The sequence below is a fragment of the Rhizobium leguminosarum genome, from assembly GCF_002953715.1.
In the GTDB taxonomy this organism is placed as follows: domain Bacteria; phylum Pseudomonadota; class Alphaproteobacteria; order Rhizobiales; family Rhizobiaceae; genus Rhizobium; species Rhizobium leguminosarum_V.
Map to the genome: position 1 here is coordinate 2129483 of NZ_CP025012.1, position 18310 is coordinate 2147792.

The 18310-nt window shown below is 60.8% G+C and carries 19 protein-coding genes and 3 pseudogenes; 12 read left to right on the forward strand and 10 right to left on the reverse strand.

Going from position 1 to position 18310, the window contains the following annotated elements:
• Positions 1-99: 99 nt before the first annotated feature.
• The 3 genes from CUJ84_RS10820 to CUJ84_RS10830 form a co-directional block, all read right to left on the reverse strand.
• On the reverse strand, positions 100-435 hold the full coding sequence (locus CUJ84_RS10820; protein ID WP_105006200.1) for a hypothetical protein: 336 nt from the start codon (positions 433-435) through the stop codon (positions 100-102).
• Positions 432-1244, reverse strand: a complete 813-nt coding sequence (locus CUJ84_RS10825) for a DUF2092 domain-containing protein (RefSeq protein WP_105006201.1) — start codon at positions 1242-1244, stop codon at positions 432-434. The genes CUJ84_RS10820 and CUJ84_RS10825 overlap by 4 nt, the downstream gene beginning before the upstream one ends.
• Positions 1245-1340: 96 nt before the next feature.
• Positions 1341-1634 (reverse strand): hypothetical protein, encoded by a 294-nt coding sequence (locus CUJ84_RS10830; protein WP_105006202.1) that lies wholly within the window; start codon positions 1632-1634, stop codon positions 1341-1343.
• A gap of 263 nt (positions 1635-1897) precedes the next feature.
• On the opposite strand from CUJ84_RS10830, the gene CUJ84_RS10835 reads away from it, so the two are divergent.
• From CUJ84_RS10835 to CUJ84_RS10845, 4 genes and pseudogenes are all read left to right on the forward strand, one after another.
• Entirely contained in the window at positions 1898-4078 is a 2181-nt protein-coding gene (locus CUJ84_RS10835) for an adenylate cyclase (protein ID WP_105006203.1), read from the forward strand.
• A 157-nt stretch (positions 4079-4235) separates the two neighbouring features.
• Positions 4236-4403: pseudogene (locus CUJ84_RS39360) on the forward strand (esterase); the annotation flags it as partial.
• A gap of 61 nt (positions 4404-4464) precedes the next feature.
• Positions 4465-5250 carry a hypothetical protein gene (locus CUJ84_RS10840; RefSeq protein ID WP_105006204.1) on the forward strand — a complete coding sequence of 262 codons (786 nt, stop codon included), beginning with the start codon at positions 4465-4467 and terminating at the stop codon, positions 5248-5250.
• A 39-nt stretch (positions 5251-5289) separates the two neighbouring features.
• Complete coding sequence (locus CUJ84_RS10845; protein ID WP_105006205.1) at positions 5290-5763, forward strand: hypothetical protein; 474 nt, start codon at positions 5290-5292, stop codon at positions 5761-5763.
• A 144-nt stretch (positions 5764-5907) separates the two neighbouring features.
• On the opposite strand, the gene CUJ84_RS10850 is transcribed toward CUJ84_RS10845, so the two are convergent.
• Entirely contained in the window at positions 5908-6282 is a 375-nt protein-coding gene (locus CUJ84_RS10850; protein ID WP_105006206.1) for a hypothetical protein, read from the reverse strand.
• Between the two features lie 311 nt (positions 6283-6593).
• On the reverse strand, positions 6594-7070 hold the full coding sequence (locus CUJ84_RS10855; RefSeq protein WP_105006207.1) for an Hsp20 family protein: 477 nt from the start codon (positions 7068-7070) through the stop codon (positions 6594-6596).
• Positions 7071-7315: 245 nt separating this feature from the next.
• Here CUJ84_RS10855 and CUJ84_RS39270 point away from each other — a divergent pair, with 245 nt between their 5' ends.
• The 4 genes and pseudogenes from CUJ84_RS39270 to CUJ84_RS10875 all read left to right on the forward strand — a co-directional run bounded on the left by CUJ84_RS39270 (position 7316) and on the right by CUJ84_RS10875 (position 8602).
• Positions 7316-7660: a hypothetical protein gene (locus CUJ84_RS39270; protein WP_105006208.1), complete on the forward strand. Its 345-nt coding sequence runs from the start codon at positions 7316-7318 to the stop codon at positions 7658-7660.
• A complete protein-coding gene (locus CUJ84_RS10865; RefSeq protein ID WP_105006209.1) occupies positions 7657-7956 on the forward strand; it encodes a hypothetical protein in 300 nt (99 codons plus the stop codon). Before CUJ84_RS39270 ends, CUJ84_RS10865 begins: the two co-directional genes overlap by 4 nt.
• 117 nt (positions 7957-8073) lie before the next feature.
• A pseudogene (locus tag CUJ84_RS39365) lies at positions 8074-8268 on the forward strand (hydrolase); the annotation flags it as partial.
• A gap of 7 nt (positions 8269-8275) precedes the next feature.
• Positions 8276-8602, forward strand: coding sequence for a hypothetical protein (locus CUJ84_RS10875; RefSeq protein ID WP_105006210.1), 327 nt, complete (start codon positions 8276-8278; stop codon positions 8600-8602).
• A 374-nt stretch (positions 8603-8976) separates the two neighbouring features.
• Here CUJ84_RS10875 and CUJ84_RS38300 read toward each other — a convergent pair whose 3' ends face one another.
• Positions 8977-9132, reverse strand: coding sequence for a hypothetical protein (locus tag CUJ84_RS38300; protein ID WP_199788804.1), 156 nt, complete (start codon positions 9130-9132; stop codon positions 8977-8979).
• Between the two features lie 176 nt (positions 9133-9308).
• On the opposite strand from CUJ84_RS38300, the gene ligD reads away from it, so the two are divergent.
• Both ligD and CUJ84_RS10890 read left to right on the forward strand, forming a co-directional pair.
• Positions 9309-10352, forward strand: a complete 1044-nt coding sequence (ligD, locus tag CUJ84_RS10885; protein WP_105006212.1) for a non-homologous end-joining DNA ligase — start codon at positions 9309-9311, stop codon at positions 10350-10352.
• Between the two features lie 149 nt (positions 10353-10501).
• Positions 10502-13121 (forward strand): annotated as a pseudogene (locus CUJ84_RS10890) (autotransporter outer membrane beta-barrel domain-containing protein).
• A 45-nt stretch (positions 13122-13166) separates the two neighbouring features.
• Here CUJ84_RS10890 and CUJ84_RS10895 read toward each other — a convergent pair.
• Complete coding sequence (locus tag CUJ84_RS10895; protein ID WP_105006213.1) at positions 13167-13361, reverse strand: hypothetical protein; 195 nt, start codon at positions 13359-13361, stop codon at positions 13167-13169.
• Between the two features lie 151 nt (positions 13362-13512).
• The gene (locus CUJ84_RS10900) at positions 13513-13752 is read right to left on the reverse strand and encodes a PAS domain S-box protein (protein ID WP_245457550.1); all 240 of its coding nucleotides are present in this window, start codon (positions 13750-13752) and stop codon (positions 13513-13515) included.
• 473 nt (positions 13753-14225) lie between these two features.
• Between CUJ84_RS10900 and CUJ84_RS37925 the strand changes: the two genes are divergently transcribed.
• Positions 14226-14402: a hypothetical protein gene (locus CUJ84_RS37925; protein ID WP_158686924.1), complete on the forward strand. Its 177-nt coding sequence runs from the start codon at positions 14226-14228 to the stop codon at positions 14400-14402.
• Complete coding sequence (locus tag CUJ84_RS10905; RefSeq protein WP_105006214.1) at positions 14399-14947, forward strand: hypothetical protein; 549 nt, start codon at positions 14399-14401, stop codon at positions 14945-14947. The genes CUJ84_RS37925 and CUJ84_RS10905 overlap by 4 nt, the downstream gene beginning before the upstream one ends.
• A gap of 261 nt (positions 14948-15208) precedes the next feature.
• Here the strand turns inward: CUJ84_RS10905 and CUJ84_RS10910 are convergent, their stop codons facing one another.
• Together CUJ84_RS10910 and CUJ84_RS10915 are read right to left on the reverse strand one after the other, a co-directional pair.
• The gene (locus CUJ84_RS10910; RefSeq protein WP_105006215.1) at positions 15209-16525 is read right to left on the reverse strand and encodes an HlyD family type I secretion periplasmic adaptor subunit; all 1317 of its coding nucleotides are present in this window, start codon (positions 16523-16525) and stop codon (positions 15209-15211) included.
• Positions 16518-18278: a type I secretion system permease/ATPase gene (locus tag CUJ84_RS10915; protein WP_158686925.1), complete on the reverse strand. Its 1761-nt coding sequence runs from the start codon at positions 18276-18278 to the stop codon at positions 16518-16520. Before CUJ84_RS10915 ends, CUJ84_RS10910 begins: the two co-directional genes overlap by 8 nt.
• Positions 18279-18310 lie beyond the last annotated feature (32 nt).

Sequence of the window (18310 nt, forward strand, 5' to 3'; positions counted from 1 at the left end):
CTGTTACGACTGCTGTTCAAGTACATTCTCGTTCTCCTCTACCGAACACAGTTTCGGCTTCCAGGTCGGAATCTCGAAATCGCAAGTTCCAGGGTTTGATCAGTCCACGTTGACGACGACGTAGCGGCCCCCGGCGGACTGATAGTATGCTCCTCCACATCGCCAGACGACCGCTCCGCCGACGCTCGTCTTCGCACAGCCGGCAGGCAGGGCTGCGACATACATCGAAGTACGACGGATGGTTCTGCGCGTCGTGCGGCGAGCCACGCCTGCCACGCTGCCTGGAGTCACCGGTCTGCCGACGCGTGCTTGTGCTTGCGTGGCGATGAAACCGGGCTGGCCCGACAGGACTGATAGCCAGCCGTCGGTCACGACGAGGGCCGCCACCATGACTGCGGCCGAGATGAATTTGGAAAACGTGCGCTTCGTGCTCATTCCTGTGCCTCCAGTACGAGATCGCCGACGGCGTCCGAATAGACCGCGTCGAGCTTCTTCGCGTCCGCCGGGGGGGTGAAGAAAAACTGCTTGTCGTCGACCTTGTCGGTGTTCCAGTTTCGTAGACGCAGCGTGTACTGCGGCGCGCCCGTCACCCACTTGGTGGTGATCACATATTTCAAGGGCAGCTTGCGGTCGTCGGCGCTGATCCAGATCTGCCAGTCGACGCGATCGTTTCGAAACGCCAGGTGGTCGCACTCGATGCCGCCGACAAAGGAGGTGCCGACCAATGATCCGGAGACCACGCCGTCCATCAGAAGCGGATAGGGATCGGCGGCGAGCAGGTCGGCGCCGACCGCGTCGAGACCGGTCGACATGCGGAATTCGTCCACCGCTTCGTCGATCGACGGGCCGGGGCTGTCGATCTGGGCGTAGACGTTCAAGGCCTTGCCATAGAGCGAGACGACCTTGCCGTCGAAGACGACTTCGGTGTCCGCGTATGGACCGCTGCGCGTGACGCGCAAGCCGCTGGGACGCGATATTGCGATCGTCCCCGAGGCGCTGTACTGGAGCTTCTGGCCCTGCCGGTCGACGATCTCATGATCGGTGTCGTACTCGGCGCTGAAGGAAGCCATGCCCTTTAGCTTGTCAGCCATGGCGTGCAGGATGGCGTCCGCGTCGGGGTCGATGGCACTCTGGCTCAAGGCTGGCGCAGCCGACAGCGCGACGGTGATCGCGGCGGCCGCCAGACCTATGGCTCGGCGCCGCGATCCGGACCGGGCGGCGTCATGGATGTTCTCTCGCTTCATGTCGTTCAATCTCCGTCCTTTGGGGAGTGTCCTAAGACACCCCGGCATCGTTGGGCGGCGGCCTGTCGGTCCTTCGCCTGTTCGGCAGAGATGGCATTAGCTATTTGAACCGGGCGACCATCCCTCGCTCTCCCTCAGTACCTCGCCGATCTCGCAGACGAGGGTTTCGATCATCTCCCGCCATTCCAGCTTTCGCTCCTCGCACAACGCCGGTGGCGCTGTCGGAACGCTTGCCAACGCCCGTTCGGCGTCGGCGAGGTCCGCGCACAGATTGCAGAAGTCTTCGTTCCTATTCATCAGTCTGCGGATCGCGAGTTCGGCCCGCGGGAACCGTAGCGCCGCAGCCGAAAAGGCCAGCTCCTTGCGAGTCAATTCGCCATTCGTCGCCATCCGCCCGCTGCCATAACCTCACCAGGTGCTGGAGCCTAAGATTTGATTTCCGGTTGGGCTAGAGAACTACTGTAGGTTACGTGGTATAACGGGCAGCGATACGCCTGGGCTGGCTGATGAATCGGTGCGGCACTTCTCGGCAGACGGGAGACGCGGGTCAACGACTATCGCGGGCACGCGCGATAGTATATTGATGTCCATATAATATTTAGACTTGAGGTTGAACGAGGACTCTATTCGGTTTTCACGCACGGGGGGGTGTCGTGATGCACAGTGCCGACGTCAAGGAGAAGTCGTTCCGGCATTCGCAGGCCATGTGCCGCGAGCAGCTCGGACGAATTCTGAGCAGCGGCGACTTCGACGCGACCGACCGCGAACGTCGGTTTCTCCATTATGTCGTGGAAGAATGCCTGTCCGGTCGAGACGCGAGGATAAAGGCCTACACTATCGCGGTCGACGTGTTCGGGCGCGTAGACACGTTCGATCCACAGGTCGATCCAATCGTTCGCATCGCCGCGAGCCACCTGCGCAGATCGCTCGAACGATACTATTTGAAAGCCGGTAAATCCGATCCTATCGTCGTCGGCATTCCCACGGGCTCCTACGTTCCGACATTCCTCGGGCGGTCGCCGGCCGACGAAGGCGCCGCGCCGCGCGCCAGTGACCTATCCGCAACGCTGGATCGCCCGCCTCCGGGGCGCGACGACATCCGCGCCCAACTCGAGCGCATGGCACTGAGCGCGGATTTTCCTAATGCCGGGAGGACTAGGGCTTTCCTCAACTATGTCGTCGAGGAAGTGCTTGCGGGGCGGGGCGACCGGATCAAGGGATACTCGATCGCGCTCGAGATATTCAAGCGCAACGAAGGCTTCACCCAGGATGATCCCGTCGTCCGCATCGAGGCGGCCCGGCTCCGACGGGTACTCGAGCGGTACTACCTGGTGGCGGGGCAAAACGATCCGGTCCGCATAGACCTACCCAAAGGTGGCTACATCCCGGTATTCAACTGGAACGCCGTCCCCTCCTCGGAGGGAGACAAGGTTGCCGGGCCCGGCTCGGTCGCGGCGCCCTCCGCTCCCGAGCAACGCTTCCCGCCAAGGCTACGCTTCATTGGAGCGGCGGTCGTGTTCGCTGTGGCGATCGTTGTCGCGTACTGGACGGTCGGACGCTACGCGTCCACTCTACCGGCCGGCCTGTCCTTGAAACCCGACGGCCCGACACTGGTGATCGCACCGTTCGCCAATCTTGGATCCGAGCCGAATTCAGAACTGTATACGAAGGGTCTGACCGAAGAACTGCTGACGGCCCTTCCTCGTTTCAAGGAGATCAAGGTCTTCGGTCGTGAGACATCCACGGCGCTGCAGCCGGATGTGGCTGTCGCCCAGGTACGGGATGAACTCGGCGCGCAATACCTGCTCGCCGGCGGTGTCCGCGCCTCGGGAACGCGCATCCGGGTCACCGCTCGCCTTGTCGACACCTCGGACGGTTCTATCCTTTGGTCGCGGGACTATGACAACGATCTGCAGTCGCGCGATCTGTTCACGATCCAGTCGGATGTCGCGAGCAAGGTGGCGACGGCGATCGCACAGCCATACGGCGTCATCGCCCATGTCGACGTCGTCAACGCCCCTCCCGACGATCTCGGCGCCTATGAGTGCACGCTCGGCTTCTACGCATACCGTGCCGACCTCACCGTCGAACGGCATGCCAAGGTGCGGGAATGCCTTGAGAGAGCGGTGGCGCGATATCCGGGTTATGCGACCGCCTGGGGGATGCTGTCGATCATCTATCTCGACGAGGGCAGATTTCAATTCAACCCGAAGGTAGGCTCGCCCGCACCCTTGCAGAGGTCGCTGCAAGCGGCACGCCGGGCGACCCAGCTCGAACCGGACAACAGCCGCGCACTCCAGGCGCTCATGACGGCCCTGTTCTTCAATCGACAACCAGACGAGGCACTGCGAGTCGGCGAACAGGCGCTCGCCGCCAACCCAAACGACACGGAACTCAAGGGCGAATTCGGTACGCGCCTGGCCATGGGCGGGCAGTGGGAGCGCGGCGCAACGCTTTTGGACGAGGCTCTCTCGCTCAATCCCAGAAATGGCGGATACTATCATGGAACCCGCGCGCTCGCGGCGTATATGCTTCGAGACAATCGAAAGGCGGTAGCAGAGATTAAGCAGGCGGACCTGCAGAAGTTTCCCCTTTTCCACGTGGTGGCGGCGGTGATCTTCGCGGAAGCCGACATGATTGCCGACGCTCAGCTCGAAGGGGAGACGTTCATGCGAATGCGCCCTGATTTCATTGCGAACCTCGAGGAGGAACTCAACGTCAGGAACTTCCGGGTGAGTGATCAGTTGCGGCTGGTCGCTAGCCTCCGCAAGGCAGGACTGCCGGTCGCGGATGGCATGGAGGCTTCCATCTCCCACTCCCTGGTGAAGCCCTAGATGGAGCCGATAATCCCCCAAGCGACCGGCGGGCCGCCACGTAAACTACGGTATGTTACGAGCATTCCGGGCCGTCCTTCCATAGTGTCGACCCGGCTAGAGAATTTGCGCACGTGGTCTGCAGTTCGGCTGACGCGGTGCGCCATCGCTGTGCCGCAGGATGGGTTTCGGGGACACGATCCTCGCCGCGACGACGGATACAGCGGCGGGCAGCGCAGCCGGCCTGATTCTTGTCGAGCCGGTCGCCGTCGTCGATGCGGATACCAGGGACGAGGTCGGAAGCTTTGCAGGAAGCGCCGGGCCAGACAAGGCACCAAAAGCTGCGCCACGTCGACAACCGACAGCGACAGCCGTTGACCATGCAGTTGCCACGAGGGAAAAAAGCTATGAAGACATATCTATCTGCGGCGGTCCTGATGGTCGGTCTGGCATTGCCGACGTTCGGCAAGACCGCCGACCTTGGTCCGCTGGCGCCAGCGCCGCAGGCGTCAGAAAATCTGGACGAATGGACCTTCACGATTGCCCCATATTTCTGGGGCGCCGGCATCTCCGGGGATACGGCCCAGTTCGGAGTGCCCGAAGTTCACATCGACGCCGATCTCGGCGACCTTCTCCAGAATCTGGACTTTGCGTTCATGGCGGCCGGCGAGGCGCGGCATGGCCGTTTCAGCATCTTCGGCGACATCATCTACACCAAGTTCGGAGCGGACGGGGATACCCCGAGCGGAATTTTGGCCGACAGCGTCGACGTGACCTCGACGATGTTCGCCGGCCTCCTTGGCGTCGGTTATTCCGTACTCGAAGATCAGACGGGAAATCTGGACGTAGTCGCCGGGGTGAAGGTCTGGTCGCTCGACACTGAACTCTCCTTTAACGGAGGCATCCTCGACGGGCGGGACGTTGACGACAGCGCGACATGGGTGGACGGCGTCGTCGGCGTCCGAGGCAACTACTTCTTCACCCCGGAAATCTACCTGACCGGATGGGGTCTGGTCGGCGCAGGCGGGGCGGACGTCGACTGGGACGTTGCGCTGGGCCTCGGCTACAAGTTCAACGACACCATATCGGCAATCGCGGGATACCGCGCCCTGGGGGTCGACTATGACAATGACGGGTTCGTCTTCGATGTCGTACAGCAAGGTCCGATCCTCGGAGTGGCCATCCGCTTCTAGCGGCTTTGCCGACAGCGAAGAACAGGAGTCTGTTCTGAAATGGTCGTTAGGCCACGAGATGGAACGGTCTATGCGATCCTATTGGCAGCTCAAACGCTGGCAGTGGGATTTCTGCTGTGGACAGTATTTCCGATCTTTTACTCGGTCGTGACGCATCTCGGCGAACGGCAGGACGTCTCCTGGTCGAGCCTGCTTGGCCTCGCGGCGGGCACGGTGCTGCTCCAGGCTTGCTACTGGGCAAGAATTCGCTGGGTAACTGTCCGAGCGCCCTGCCACTCCCTCTTCGTCGCACACCTGGTCTTCTTTTCCGCTCGCCTGAGCTTCCTGTTCGGAGGCGCATTCTTTTCCGCCATCTTCTTCAGGCATCTGCCCGCACTCGGGTCGGTACCCCCGTTCTGGGAGATCTTCATCAGGGCAATTTCGATCGGGGCGATGCTGTTCGGGCTGTTCTGCTACTCGCTCGAGCTGGAGCGGCTTGGAAGGGCGATCGAGGAACCGACCTTACCAGTGTGAATTCGGGTCGAGCTGGCGGTGATAGAAATCGACCCGACTCTACGCACCGGAAGCAGTCGTCGTTGGGTGCCTGGCATGCGGCGAGGTGGCACGACCTTTCATACTCCTTCGGGGGCCGAGGCTGCTCGCGTGAGCTGGCCGGCTTCATCCATCTTTGCCAGCTCGAAACCATGCGCGAACGAGCAGGACGCCCAAGACGCCATGCAGCAGGGTCGCCGGCAACAGCAGGTTGCCGACAAACGCTCCTTCGACGACGAGTGCGGAGAGATAGATGGCCGCCAGGAGATTGTAGGTCAACACGGCCGCAAGCGCCGGGCTTCTGCCTGATATCTGTCGGCCCACCCAAGCCATGACCGCCAATGACAACAACGCAATACCCGTCAGACGGGCAACCGCCAAACCCGCACCCGGTAGCGCCGCCCCTAACAGCAGTCGCGCGACGGTATCGGGGACGAGAAATAGCGCGATACCGGTCAGACTCTCTATACAAGCGGTTATCCTAAACAATGCTGCCGTCATATCCAATCCTCTCAGGTCTGGAGCCGCCCATTTCACATCCATAGCACAAGCACGCCGTGCGGCATCAGGTTGCAGAAGCGCACGACGGCTCGATGGCATTTCGCATGCCGAGAAGCCGTCGAAGACAGTTCATTGAGAAAGTGTCGGCAGCCACTGCACCGCCTTCGTCGGAAGTTGACGGCGATGCGCTGCAGTGGCGGGCTATTTGGCAGCCTTCCGAAGCTCTTCTATCCACCCCTTCGCAGACCAGTTCCGGGGGTCATATGGACGGGGGCGCCGTCCAAGACAGCGCTCCCGCACCCTCCTTCGAATTAGGCGGCGGCCTGCTTTTCGCCCTCGATCTGCAGAGCGCCCTGTGTTCCGGCGCTGCTGCCGATCGCGATCTTACGGGGCTTCATCGCTTCCGGAATCTCCCGCTTAAGCTCGATGCTGAGAAGGCCGTTCGTAAAAGAGGCGTTCTCCACCTTGACGTGGTCGGCGAGCTCGAAGCGACGCTCGAAGGCGCGGCCGGCGATACCGCGATGTAAATACTCGCCATCCTTCTCGTCGGGCTTCTCACCCTTCACCACCAGCACGTTGCGCTCTTGCGTGATCTCGAGATCGGCGTCGGCGAAGCCGGCGAGCGCCATCTGAATGCGATAGTTGTCCTCGCCAGTCTTGACGATGTCGTAGGGCGGCCAGGTGTCGATGGCCTGCAGGCGCTGCTGCGCGTTGTTCAAGAGGTTAAAGACACGGTCGAAGCCGATGCTGGACCGATAAAGCGGCGCGAAGTCGAAGTCGTTTCTCATACCAAATCCTCCGTAAAGCGAGATGGAATGGAGACGCGGAATCTGGCGTCTCCTGGTTGCTGTCGGCCCCATCGGGCGACCGACGGAAAATCATCTGGTCTCGAGCGTTTTTTGATTCAAGAGGCGCATCAAAAAAATTTTGAGCGTCGCGCTTCGAACCTCTTGAATGCTGTTTTCGTTGAAACAATCTCTTTTTCACCTGGAGATTTTCGCTCCATTAGCTGGAAGTTTTTAGGAGACGCAAGATGAAAACGAAAGGCTCTGACCACACTGATCCCCACAACGCCGTCGACGCGATATCCGCGTCGCACATTCTTCACCCGCACCGACACTTCGACCACCCCGAGGGGGTCGTCTCCGCGCGGCTTTCGAAAGACGAGAAACGAGCAATTCTCGCTTCGTGGGCTTCTGACCTTCACGCGGTCGAATCTTTGCCGGAACTGCGCCATCCGCCGGGTGTCCCCCATCCAGTTCGATACAGGGACATTGTCGACGCACTGAAGAAGCTCGACGAGTGGCGAGACGAGGGCTCGCAGACGCAGCCCGCGCGCCGTCCTGTTTTACCTTGGATAAGCGGAGGCCGAACATGAAAGTCCGACAAACCCAACCTCGGAGTGTCACCACTACCCATGATCCCGTGCCACAGCGGCTCTTGGTGATTTCGCGCTATGTGGAGAACATCCGCCGCCTTGCACGGCTGGCAGACCGCATCGGCCGCAGAGAACTCGGCACGGCAATGATGGAGGTGGCAGGCTGTATGGAAAGGATGTCCAACGACATCGCGGTGAGCGCAACCGGCGCGGTCATCTTGCGGCGGGCCGCGAGGCTTGTTGGTACCGTCGAGGGACTTCTGGAGAGGCAGGCGAAGCTTGCAGTGCTGCATTAGAGCTGTTCCAGTCCAGATAGACTTTTCCGCGAGCCGAGCCTGGGTGCCGAATACCGTGCTCGGGGCCACGCGAACGTCGCACGATGACTTGATCTGGCAAACGCGTTTCGCACGGCCGCCGAACTCCGCCTCGCCGAACATCATCTCATCCTGTGCCATTATGCATTTCGGACCTGGAACCAGATGGGCAGGAAGTCCAATAACCAGCACGGCCACTCCCATGGGCGGCTGAAGCCCCTTCCCCGGCAATACGACGTCGGTGTCGATGGGCAGGGACTTCGTCCCGTCGCTCTCGAACTTCTGTTGAAAAGAGGATCGCGTGCTCGCTACGCCGGACGGCCGGTACATCGTCGTGAGGGGCCGGCTTTGGAGAAGGTCGAACCCTCATTTGCGGGAGGACGAGCGGAAACGCCGGGTGTCTGAGCTGATGTCGGCGCGCCGGGCGGTGAAAGACGCTGCCGGGGACGAGGAGCGGCTGCGCCAGGCGAGGATGCGGTCGACCGCCGCGAAGGTCGGGCTAGGAGAACGAGGGCCGGTCTGGTGGTCTGACGGCGAGCCGGATCTCAATCGCCATATGGCCAAGACGACGACCTATGCAAGATGGCACGGGAAAGCGACCTCTGATGTCCCCAGTCAATCAAGATAATAGAACGTCGAGTCGCCACCGTGGACAAGCGGTTCCTCCCAGGATCCGACCAGCCATCCGGGGCGCTTGCGTTTCGAGACTGCCTTGAACCCCAACTGCTTGTCCGACTGATAGGCGGCAAGCTTCAGGAGCGCCGTGTGGGGAACCTTTGTCGCCGTCCGGGTGGGCCTTGAGAATGACGAGAAGGCCGGATTACCCAGGACGTGCTGCGCTTCCCGCATCAGCCACAAGCCGAGGCCCCGACCTCGCACCGGGTCGCCCCACATGAGGGACTACGTGTTCTCCGACCCCAGGGGATGTGGGTGACGTTCGACTTCCACGTGCCCGCCATGCCGTGGCTAGTTTGGTCCAGTCTGAATCCGGCCAAAGACTGTTCATCGAAACCAGCAACCGAGCTGGGCTTCTGCCGATATCATCTCGACGAACTCGGCGCTGGTCATGATCCTGGTTTCGTGGAAATCAAGTTCCCTGACGAAGGTGACCGCCCAGAGCGCACTGTCGACCTGAACTGCGAAATGAAACGATCTCATAGTTGCCTCCTTCTTTCGAAGAAGACAGCACGGCAATCAGGACGCGTCGACTCGCAAATCTGCGAGCGACCCATCGGCGACCGTCGAGCGATGTTGCTAGGTGTTCTCGTCTAACCCGAAGTCAATAACTCGTATTGGGCAATTGCTTTTTAAGACATTGCTGATGGTATGGCGGCATGACGAAGCCGTCGAAACCAAAGCCGCTTCTGCAGGATGCCGAGAAGCCTGTTCGATCCCGGCCTCGCAAAGCGCGAGATCCAGCGCAGCCGAATCTTCCCTTGGACCCTATGCCAGATCGCATTGAGCCGTGTCTTGCGCTTCTGAAAGCAAGACCGCCGAAGGGCGACGGTTGGGTTTATGAGATCAAATGGGATGGCTATCGCCTGTCGGTTCATGTCGAGCCGACGCGCATTCGCATCCTGACGCGCGGCGGCCATGACTGGACGGATCGTTTCCCGGCAATCAAGCAGGCGGCATTGTGGCTTCCTGTTGGCACGGCAATCCTCGACGGCGAAGCGGTGGTTCTCGACGAGCAGGGAAGGTCGGATTTCGGCCTGCTGCAACAATCGCTGGGTGGGCGGGGCGGCAAGAAGAGCTCAAGCGACGCCGTCTTCATGGCTTTTGATCTGATTTATTTCGACGGCCACGATCTCAGAAACTCCGAACTCGACATGCGCCGGCATCTGCTTGAGGATCTGGTGCCTGCCGGCGAGCAGGGCGATATCCGGCTCTCGGAGGAGATTGAGGCCGATGGCGATCGGTTGCTGGCAAGCGCTTGCGAACACGGGTTGGAAGGCATCATCGCCAAGCGCCGGGACGCGCCCTATCGCAGCGGCCGCCTGGGCGACTGGCTGAAGATAAAGTGCACCCAGAGCGACGGCTTCGCGATCGTCGGATATGAGAAATCATCAGCGTCGTTCGGTGGCATCGGCCGACTGCTCCTCGCGGCGCGCAAAGGAGATGAGTTCGTCTACGTCGGTGGAGTAGGGACCGGCTTTAATCAGCGATCCGCCGCCGAGCTCCGGGAGCAGATGGACAAGCTGGTCATCAGCAAGCCCGCCGTTGATACGGGGAGGAAGCGAAACGCGCTCTTCATCGCTCCCAAACTTGTTGCCGAGATCGAGTATCGGGCATGGACGCATGACGGCAAACTGAGGCATGCGTCTTACAAAGGGCTGCGCGACGCGGCTGACGGGGCGACTGTTTATGAGCTGGCGTAATCGCTCGGGCTGGCTTCGAACCCCCTACAACTTGCCCGAAGTCGGCAAGGAATTGTTCAAGCTCTAGGAGAATTTAGTTGAGCCCGCAGGTTGTCATCCTTCTGCGTCCCACCTACCGTATTGTTCCGTAAACGATTCCGGGGACTATCATGGGCAATGCATTGCGAGCGAGCAACCGGGTGCGCAGACTATCCCGCAACCTGCGCGGGCTGCTGGCGGGCGTCTCGGGCGTGGCGCTGATCGTGATGTCCTCAGGAGCGGCCCACGCCGTTGATTGGCACGGTTTGACGAGCAGTGACTGGACCGACGGGAGCAATTGGGCAGGCGGCGTCGCGCCCGGTGCCGGTACAGCCGTCAACATCAGTACGGCAGGTGCACCGGGGAATACGCCGGTCGCTCTCGGCGTCACAGCGCCGGCCAGCGTTTCGGTAGGGATCGTAACTGTCGGACAGGGGGGAGCCGTTCCCGGTATCCTGACGATCCAGAATGGCAGCACCTTGACCAGCTTCCCCAACTCCCGGCTGGGCGGAGCAGCCAATACCATCGGTATCGCCACCGTTACCGGACCAGGATCGCAGTGGACCACATCCGGAAATTTTCATATCGGCTTTCTCGGTACGGGCATCCTCAACATTGAGAATGGCGGACAATTCAACGCGGGCACCGCTATCCTTGGTAACTTCGCCAGCGCTTCCGGCACGCTCAACATAAGCAGCGGCGGCACGCTACGGGCTCTGGCCTTACGGGGCGGTGTGGGCGCAAGCCAGGCCAATTTTGACGATGGCATTCTGCGCGCGACGGCTGCTAATGCGACCTTCATCAACGGATTTTCCGGCACTGAACTCAACCTGCTCGCCGGCGGGCTGACGATCGATACCGCCGGCTTTGCCGTCGGAACCGACGCAACGTCGGGGTTTTCAGGCGTCGGTGGCCTGACCGTCACCGGTGGCGGTGTCTTCAGCCTTTTGGCAAGCAGCGTCTATACCGGCGAGACGCAGATCGACTTCGGCAGCAGCCTCGCCCTTACCGGCGCTGGCGCCATTGCCAATTCCAGCCGGGTTGTCGCGGATGGTATCTTCAACGTTTCGGCCGCCACGACGCCGACCATCCAGAGCCTGGCCGGCAGCGGCAGCGTGCTGCTCGGCGCCCAAACTCTGACGATCACCAATGCCAACGACATCTTCGGCGGCGTCATCGGCGGCACAGGCGGACTGAACGTCATCGGCGGCAATCAAACGCTCTCCGGCGTCAACACCTATAGCGGCGCGACGACCGTGAGCGGTGGCCGGCTTTCCGTCAATGGTTTGATCACAAGCCCGGTCACGACATCGGGCACCGGCATTCTCGGCGGCACCGGCACGATCTTCGGCGATGTGACCAATGCCGGCGTGGTAGCACCCGGCAATTCGATCGGCACGTTGACCGTTGCGGGCAACTATACCGGCAGTGGTGGGACACTCGAGATCGAAACGGTCCTCGGCGGCGATGCGTCGCCATCCGACCGTCTGGTGGTGACTGGCAATACCGCAGGTACGGACCAATGTCACGGTCACCAACCTCGGTGGTGGCGGCGCGCAGACGGTCGAGGGCATCAAGATCATCGATGTCGGCGGCATATCCGCCGGCAACTTTTCGCTGCTCGGCGACTATGTGTTCGAGGGTGATCAGGCCGTGGTTGGCGGCGCATATGCCTATCGCCTCTACCAGGGCGGCGTCAGCACGCCGGCCGATGGGGACTGGTATCTGCGTTCGGCCTTGCTCGATGCCGCAGGCGCCGCGATCGGGCCGATCTATGCGCCCGGCGTGCCGGTCTACGAGGCCTATGCCGGCGTGCTGCAAAGCCTCAACCAGTTCGGCACGCTGCGCCAGCGCACCGGTGGGTGGATGCTCGACGGTGATCGATCCGCAGACCAGGACGGCAACACCGCCGCCACCGGGATCCAGACCCGCATCGGCGGTAACCGTTCGCACTTCGAGCCGGAAAGCTCGACCACCGGCACCGACTATGAGGTCAGCAGTTGGACGCTGCAGGCGGGTGTCGACGGAATGCTGCGTGAAAGCGAGGCCGGTGCTCTGATCGGCGGGATCAACTTTCATATGAACACCGCTTCGGCCGACATCTCCTCGCGCTTCGGCAAGGGCGACATCGACACCACGGGCTATGGCTTCGACGGCACCTTGACCTGGTACGGCAAGAGCGGCTTCTACGTCGACACGCAGGCTGCCGTCACCTGGTATGACAGCGACCTCAGATCCTCGACACTTCAAACTTCGCTTGCCGACGGCAATGACGGCTTCGGTTATGGCCTCAGCATCGAAGCCGGACAGAAGATCGCTCTGACGAGCCAATGGTCGCTGACGCCGCAGGCGCAGCTCGCCTATTCCTCCGTGCGCTTCGACAGCTTCACCGATGCCTATGGCGCCGATGTATCACTCGATGACGGCGACAGCCTGACCGGCCGCCTCGGCGTTTCGGCCGATTTTGACCGCGAGTGGAAGAACGCCTCCGGACATTCCAGCCGCTCGACGCTCTATGGCATCGCTAATCTCTATTACGACTTCCTCGACGGCTCGAATGTCGACGTCTCGGGGGCCAGCGTCATCAGCGAGAACCAGGCCCTCTGGGGCGGTCTTGGCCTGGGTGGCTCGCTCAGTTGGTCCGACGAGCGTTATGCAGCCCACGGCGAAGCCTTTGCCAGCACCAGCCTCAAGGACTTCGGCGACAGCAACACCATCGGCGCAAAGATCGGTTTCACAGTGAAGTGGTAGGTCCGGGCGGAGCGCCGCGGAGAGCGGCATCAGACCGAACTATGACTACTCCTCGTATTCCAGCTCGGCTATTTCATCGGCCAAGGTGACCACGTGCTCGCTTAGAATCTCAGCGACATTGTCGAGAAGCTGGGCCAATTCGGGGTCGCTCGCGAAAAGCTGCTCCTGCTTCGCTTTCAACTTCCCGATATAGAAATTGTGAATATGCAGAGAGCCGTTCATTTGCGCGAGGCTTGGCATGCTGATGCTCCATCTGAAGATTAGGTGGTTCGCCAACCGCGGGTCGTGCATTACCGATAGGCTTCAGCCGCTGCTCAACCTCATCCTCTGTATACTCAAGGTAACGGGAAAGCGGAAATGTAGTTTCGTGCTCGGACCCCTCATCCACGTTTCAGTCGTCGTCGCGGGAATCGATAATTGGCGCGCCGGATACGTCGACGACGAGTTCCGATCCGGCCTTCGACCGAAGCGCGTACTGGTTGCCTATTGCAAGATCGGTCTCACGACCGAGGATTTCGGATACTGGGTCGACGACGAGTTGGTGAGACTCGTCGATCAGCCTGAAGATGTCTGCAACGGGCCGACCGACGGCCTCCTGTTGAGTCCAGCCCGTGAGCTTTTCGGCGACCAAGTTTTTGAAAGCCCCCGAGCAAAAAAAAGCTCAACGATTTCAATGAAACGGATTCTACGTTTATGTGACGGGTACGTCCCGCATCTCGAACATCACGCGATCAAACCCGTCTGCGCTCTCTGCGGTTCGTCGAAGCCATTCCTGCAGCCACGAAAAATCTTTCGCTAGCTGGGCGTCTCGTTCGGCTTGATCATCACGCTCTGCGGCATTTCCAGGACGGGTTGTTCGGAGGAGACTTCGGTTATGGCATCCTAGACCGTGATGGCATCACGAAGGCCATCGACGGGTCCTTCGTCTTCGAGAGAACAGACGGAAGGCCTCGATCAGCTCTGTCCGGTGCTTCCGCTCGCGAACCTTGCCGATCTGGGCAGGTACCTTTCCGGTGAAAGGCTGCAGGGCGTCAGGGATTATCCGAGAGACGGATCGGTGTTGGGGCTTCGGATCTTCACGCCCACGCCAGAATATTGCTGGCAATGAAGGTGCCGGCCAACAGAGCACCCGATGACGACAAAAACCTTACCGATGCGACTGATGCTGTAGCGCTTATGAAGCTCACGGGAATCAATACCTATGAGAAGATTGTTGAACTCATGGAGCAGCGTTATCCTAATATTCCGGAATCGTGGTTCCAACCGTGTCCCCGCGAATGAGCGCGAAGATCAAGGGTCTGGTAGATGAATATGATGGCGCCAATGCAGCAAGTCCGACCTGGATCGCTGGCCGCGGCCGTCCACTCGCACCTTGCGAGTTTCGCTACCACCTTGCCAGTTTCCTCGACGGTTTTTATCTTGATCCGTCCGGCCGCCGGAGACGAGATAGGCTCGTTGATGCACCCGATTTGACGGGTGATGAGCGCTTCGATGCACTCGTGGGCGCTATTGGCGAGCATCTTTGCCGAAGGTGGAGGTTAGGCCCCGCCCCGCTCTGGACCGACGAACCCGGACGCTTCCTGAGAATGCCATGGTTCCTCGGTCCGGAGCGTATGAAGCCATTCTTTCTCGCCGAAAGCCCCAGCGCTTACAGGCGCCGGTTCATTTTCACCGAAATGGAGCCTCTTCGTCGGGCCCGCACGCCCCGTGACGCGATGTGGTGGCATGCGGAAGAAATCCGCACGGGCATGACCCCACTTCCGGAGGAAGTTGTGTCGACTGAATCCGTCGATGAGACAGAGCAGCCATACGCGATGGCGATGTGAAATCGCAAGTTAGCCTATCTTTCAAGAGCGCTGCTGGTGAACGGGACGATTGTCTAGGCCTGCGCAGCGCCGTATTAGTTGCTCGCACTGACCCCGACGAAGATCTCGAGAAAATTCCTCGATCAATGATCGCAAGCTCGCTGGCCCAGCGTTCCGCAGCCTCTGCTGCGCAATCGGCACCATGAGTCAGCCGAGTCGAAAGAACGCCGCCGCGCATGCGCGAGCCATCAGGTGAGCGAATTCATCTCATGAGCGAGCCGTTCACTTCTCACGCACGGCCCGCGATACACGATCACGGATCGGCTGCCACAAGTACTGGGCAAATGTTCTGCTCGACGTGGTTATGAATATCTCTGCCGGCATCCCAGGGACAAGATGAACGTCGTCGAGCTTATCGATAGCGCCAGGCTCCAGGCGCAGCTCGATTGGGTAGTAGGTCACGTGCGTCGTCGAGTCCTGAGCAAGGTCAGCGCCAACCATTGCGACTTCTGCCTGTAGGTCCGGGTTCGTCGAATGGTTCAACCCGACGATGCGGATGAACGCCTTGTCGGCTGAACGGATCGAATCGATGTCCTGCGGACTTACTCGCCCTTCGACCCTCAGGGGCACGTGCTCGGGCACGATCATCATCAGCACTTCACCGGCACCGATCACTCCGCCGACGGTATGTACCGAGAGCTCGTGAACGAACCCATCTCTCGGAGCCTTGATGTCTGTCCGGGCAAGTGCGTCGACCGCCTGGATTCGCCTTCCTTCAAGTTGACTGATCTTGGGTTCGACATCCGCAAGCAGCCTGCTTGCCTCGGCGACGGCCACCTGATCGATATTGAGAATTTGGAGCTTCGTTTCAGCGATCCTTGCCCGAACCTCGGCGACCGTCGCCTGAATCTCTCCGATTTCCCCGTCGAGCTGCGTGGCGCTACGCTCCAGCGTGTTGACCTGCGAGACGAGAACAAGCTTCTGGTCGAGCAGCCCGTGTAGGCTTAGAAGCTCGCGGCTAGCGATCTCCTTCTGGATGATTTTTGCTTTGGACTGGACCGCCAGTCCATCAATCTGCTTCTCGAGCTGGTTGATACGTTCTGCTAGTCCCTCTTCCTGCCCACGGCGTGCATCCTGGCTGGCCTTCATCATCCTCTTCTCGCGGAGATATAGCTGGTCTTCGAACGCGGACTCATCCGACGGAAGAATGTGTGGTGGGGACGGGAAATCGTCATTGCCGCCTCGTTCTGCATTCAGCCTCGCTGCTGTCATCCTTAAGTCGGCGAGCTGATGCACCACGATTTGGAGATCCGAACGAACCGTCGTTGGATCAAGGCGCATGACGGTCTGGTTCTGGCTTACCCGTTGGCCGTCCTGCACGAGAATTTCGGAAACGACGCCGCCGGCGTTGTGCTGCACCTTCTTTATGCTGCCGTCGACTTCAAAGCGCCCCGATGCCACGACCGCGCCGGAAAGCGGAACGAACGCCGACCACGCTCCGAAAGAGCAGGCGAAAAGCCCAATCAGCGCGAGGCCTCCCAGCCCATAGCGACGCAAGGACGCCCGATGATCTAGATGCTGCCACGTGTCGCTACGCATTGTCGCTGGAGCCTCCCACCGCCCTCAGAGGCGTCGGTTCCGCAGGCCTTGACAAGGCCGCCATGACCTCGTCCCTCGGTCCGAGGAGCTTCAGCGCCCCGTCTTGAAGAAATGCCACCTTGTTGACCGCGGCCAGACCGGAGGGTCGGTGCGTCACGACGACCGCGATCCCGCCCCGCGCCCGCACGCTCGCGATCGCTTCCGTAAGAGCTAAGTCGCCCGTGGCGTCCAAGTTTGAATTGGGTTCGTCCAAAACCACGAGGAACGGATTGTCATATAGAGCCCGCGCCAGGCCGATCCGCTGTCGTTGACCGCCCGACAACAGGATCCCGCCTTCGCCAATCCGAGTCTCATATCCGCGTGGAAGAGCGAGGATCAGATCATGAGCGCCTGCGGCCACTGCGGCGTCGATGACCCGGTCCGAGTTTCCTTCTGCCTGAAACCGCGAAATCACCTCCGCCACGGATCCGTCGATGAATCCGAGATCCTGCGGGAGATAGCCGATATGTCGCCCCAGCCGATCTCGATCCCACTGGTCCAACGCCGCCCGGTCCAGCCGGACGACACCTTTCATGGGCGACAGGACTCCGACGATAGACCTGGCAAGGGAGGACTTGCCGCATCCGCTCGGTCCGATGACGCCTAGCGCGTCGCCTGCCTGCAGCTCGATGTTGACGTCGAGAAGTATAGGACCGCCATCGCTCCGTATGATCGTCAGACCTTCGACGGTCAGGCTTGATCTGGGCGCCCTCAATTCCATCATCTCATTCCCGACGGCGAGCACGAGCGAGGTCTGTAGGCGCCGGTAGGCAGCGCGTGCGGCCACCAGGCCTTTCCAGTTGGCTATCGCCGTCTCGATGGGCGCCAGCGCCCGAGCCGTCATAATGGACGCGGCAATCATGGCGCCGCCTGAAATCTCCTGATCGATGACGAGATATGCACCGGTTCCGAGAATCGCAGATTGCAGAACTGCGCGGAAGACTTTGGCGAGCGCGCCGACGCCGGCGCTCACGTCGCTCGAACGGAGCGTGATGCAAATGTGCTCTCGGTTCAGGATGCGCCAACGGGTTTCAAGGGCTCCGTTCGCGCCCATGGCCTCCACCGTCTCGCAATTTCGTCTGGCGCTTTCCGCGAAGGTCTGTCTTGCAGATGCGGTGCCCCCCAGGAGCCGGACAGGATCCCGCAGTTTCGCGTCGGTGGTGACAGCAAGCAGAACGATGATAAGACCACCGCCAACCGCCAGGAAACCTAACCATTGATGGAGGATGAAGCAGCCGACGACGAAGAGCGGCATGAATGGAAGGTCGAATATCGCCGCGGGGCCGGCTCCGACGAGGAAGCTGCGCACTTGGTCCAGATCGCGGATCGGCTGTGTCGCGCGCTCCGCGGGCCCGCCGCGGAGCGGGATCAGGTTCGATGCGCGAAAGCAGAGGCTGGAGACATCTTCGTCGAACTGGGCGCCAATCCGGCTAAGCATCTTCAGACGGATCGCGTCGAGCGAACCTTGTAGAGCGAAGGCCACGAAGGCGACCAGCGTCAGGGCCACAAGCGTCTCGACGCTCCGGCTTGCCAGCACCCGATCATAGACCTGAAGCATGTAGAAGGAACCGGTGAGCGTCAGCAGGCTTATCATGGCGGAGAAGAGACCGACCAGCTTGAAATCCCGCATGCGAGCGTGCAGCGCCTCGCGCGCCGGATTGCCGCCAGTCGAGACGCCACGTTTGGCATTGGCGCCCTTCGGCATGTGATTCATCTGAAGTTCCCCACTGTCCGCGCGCATGTCGG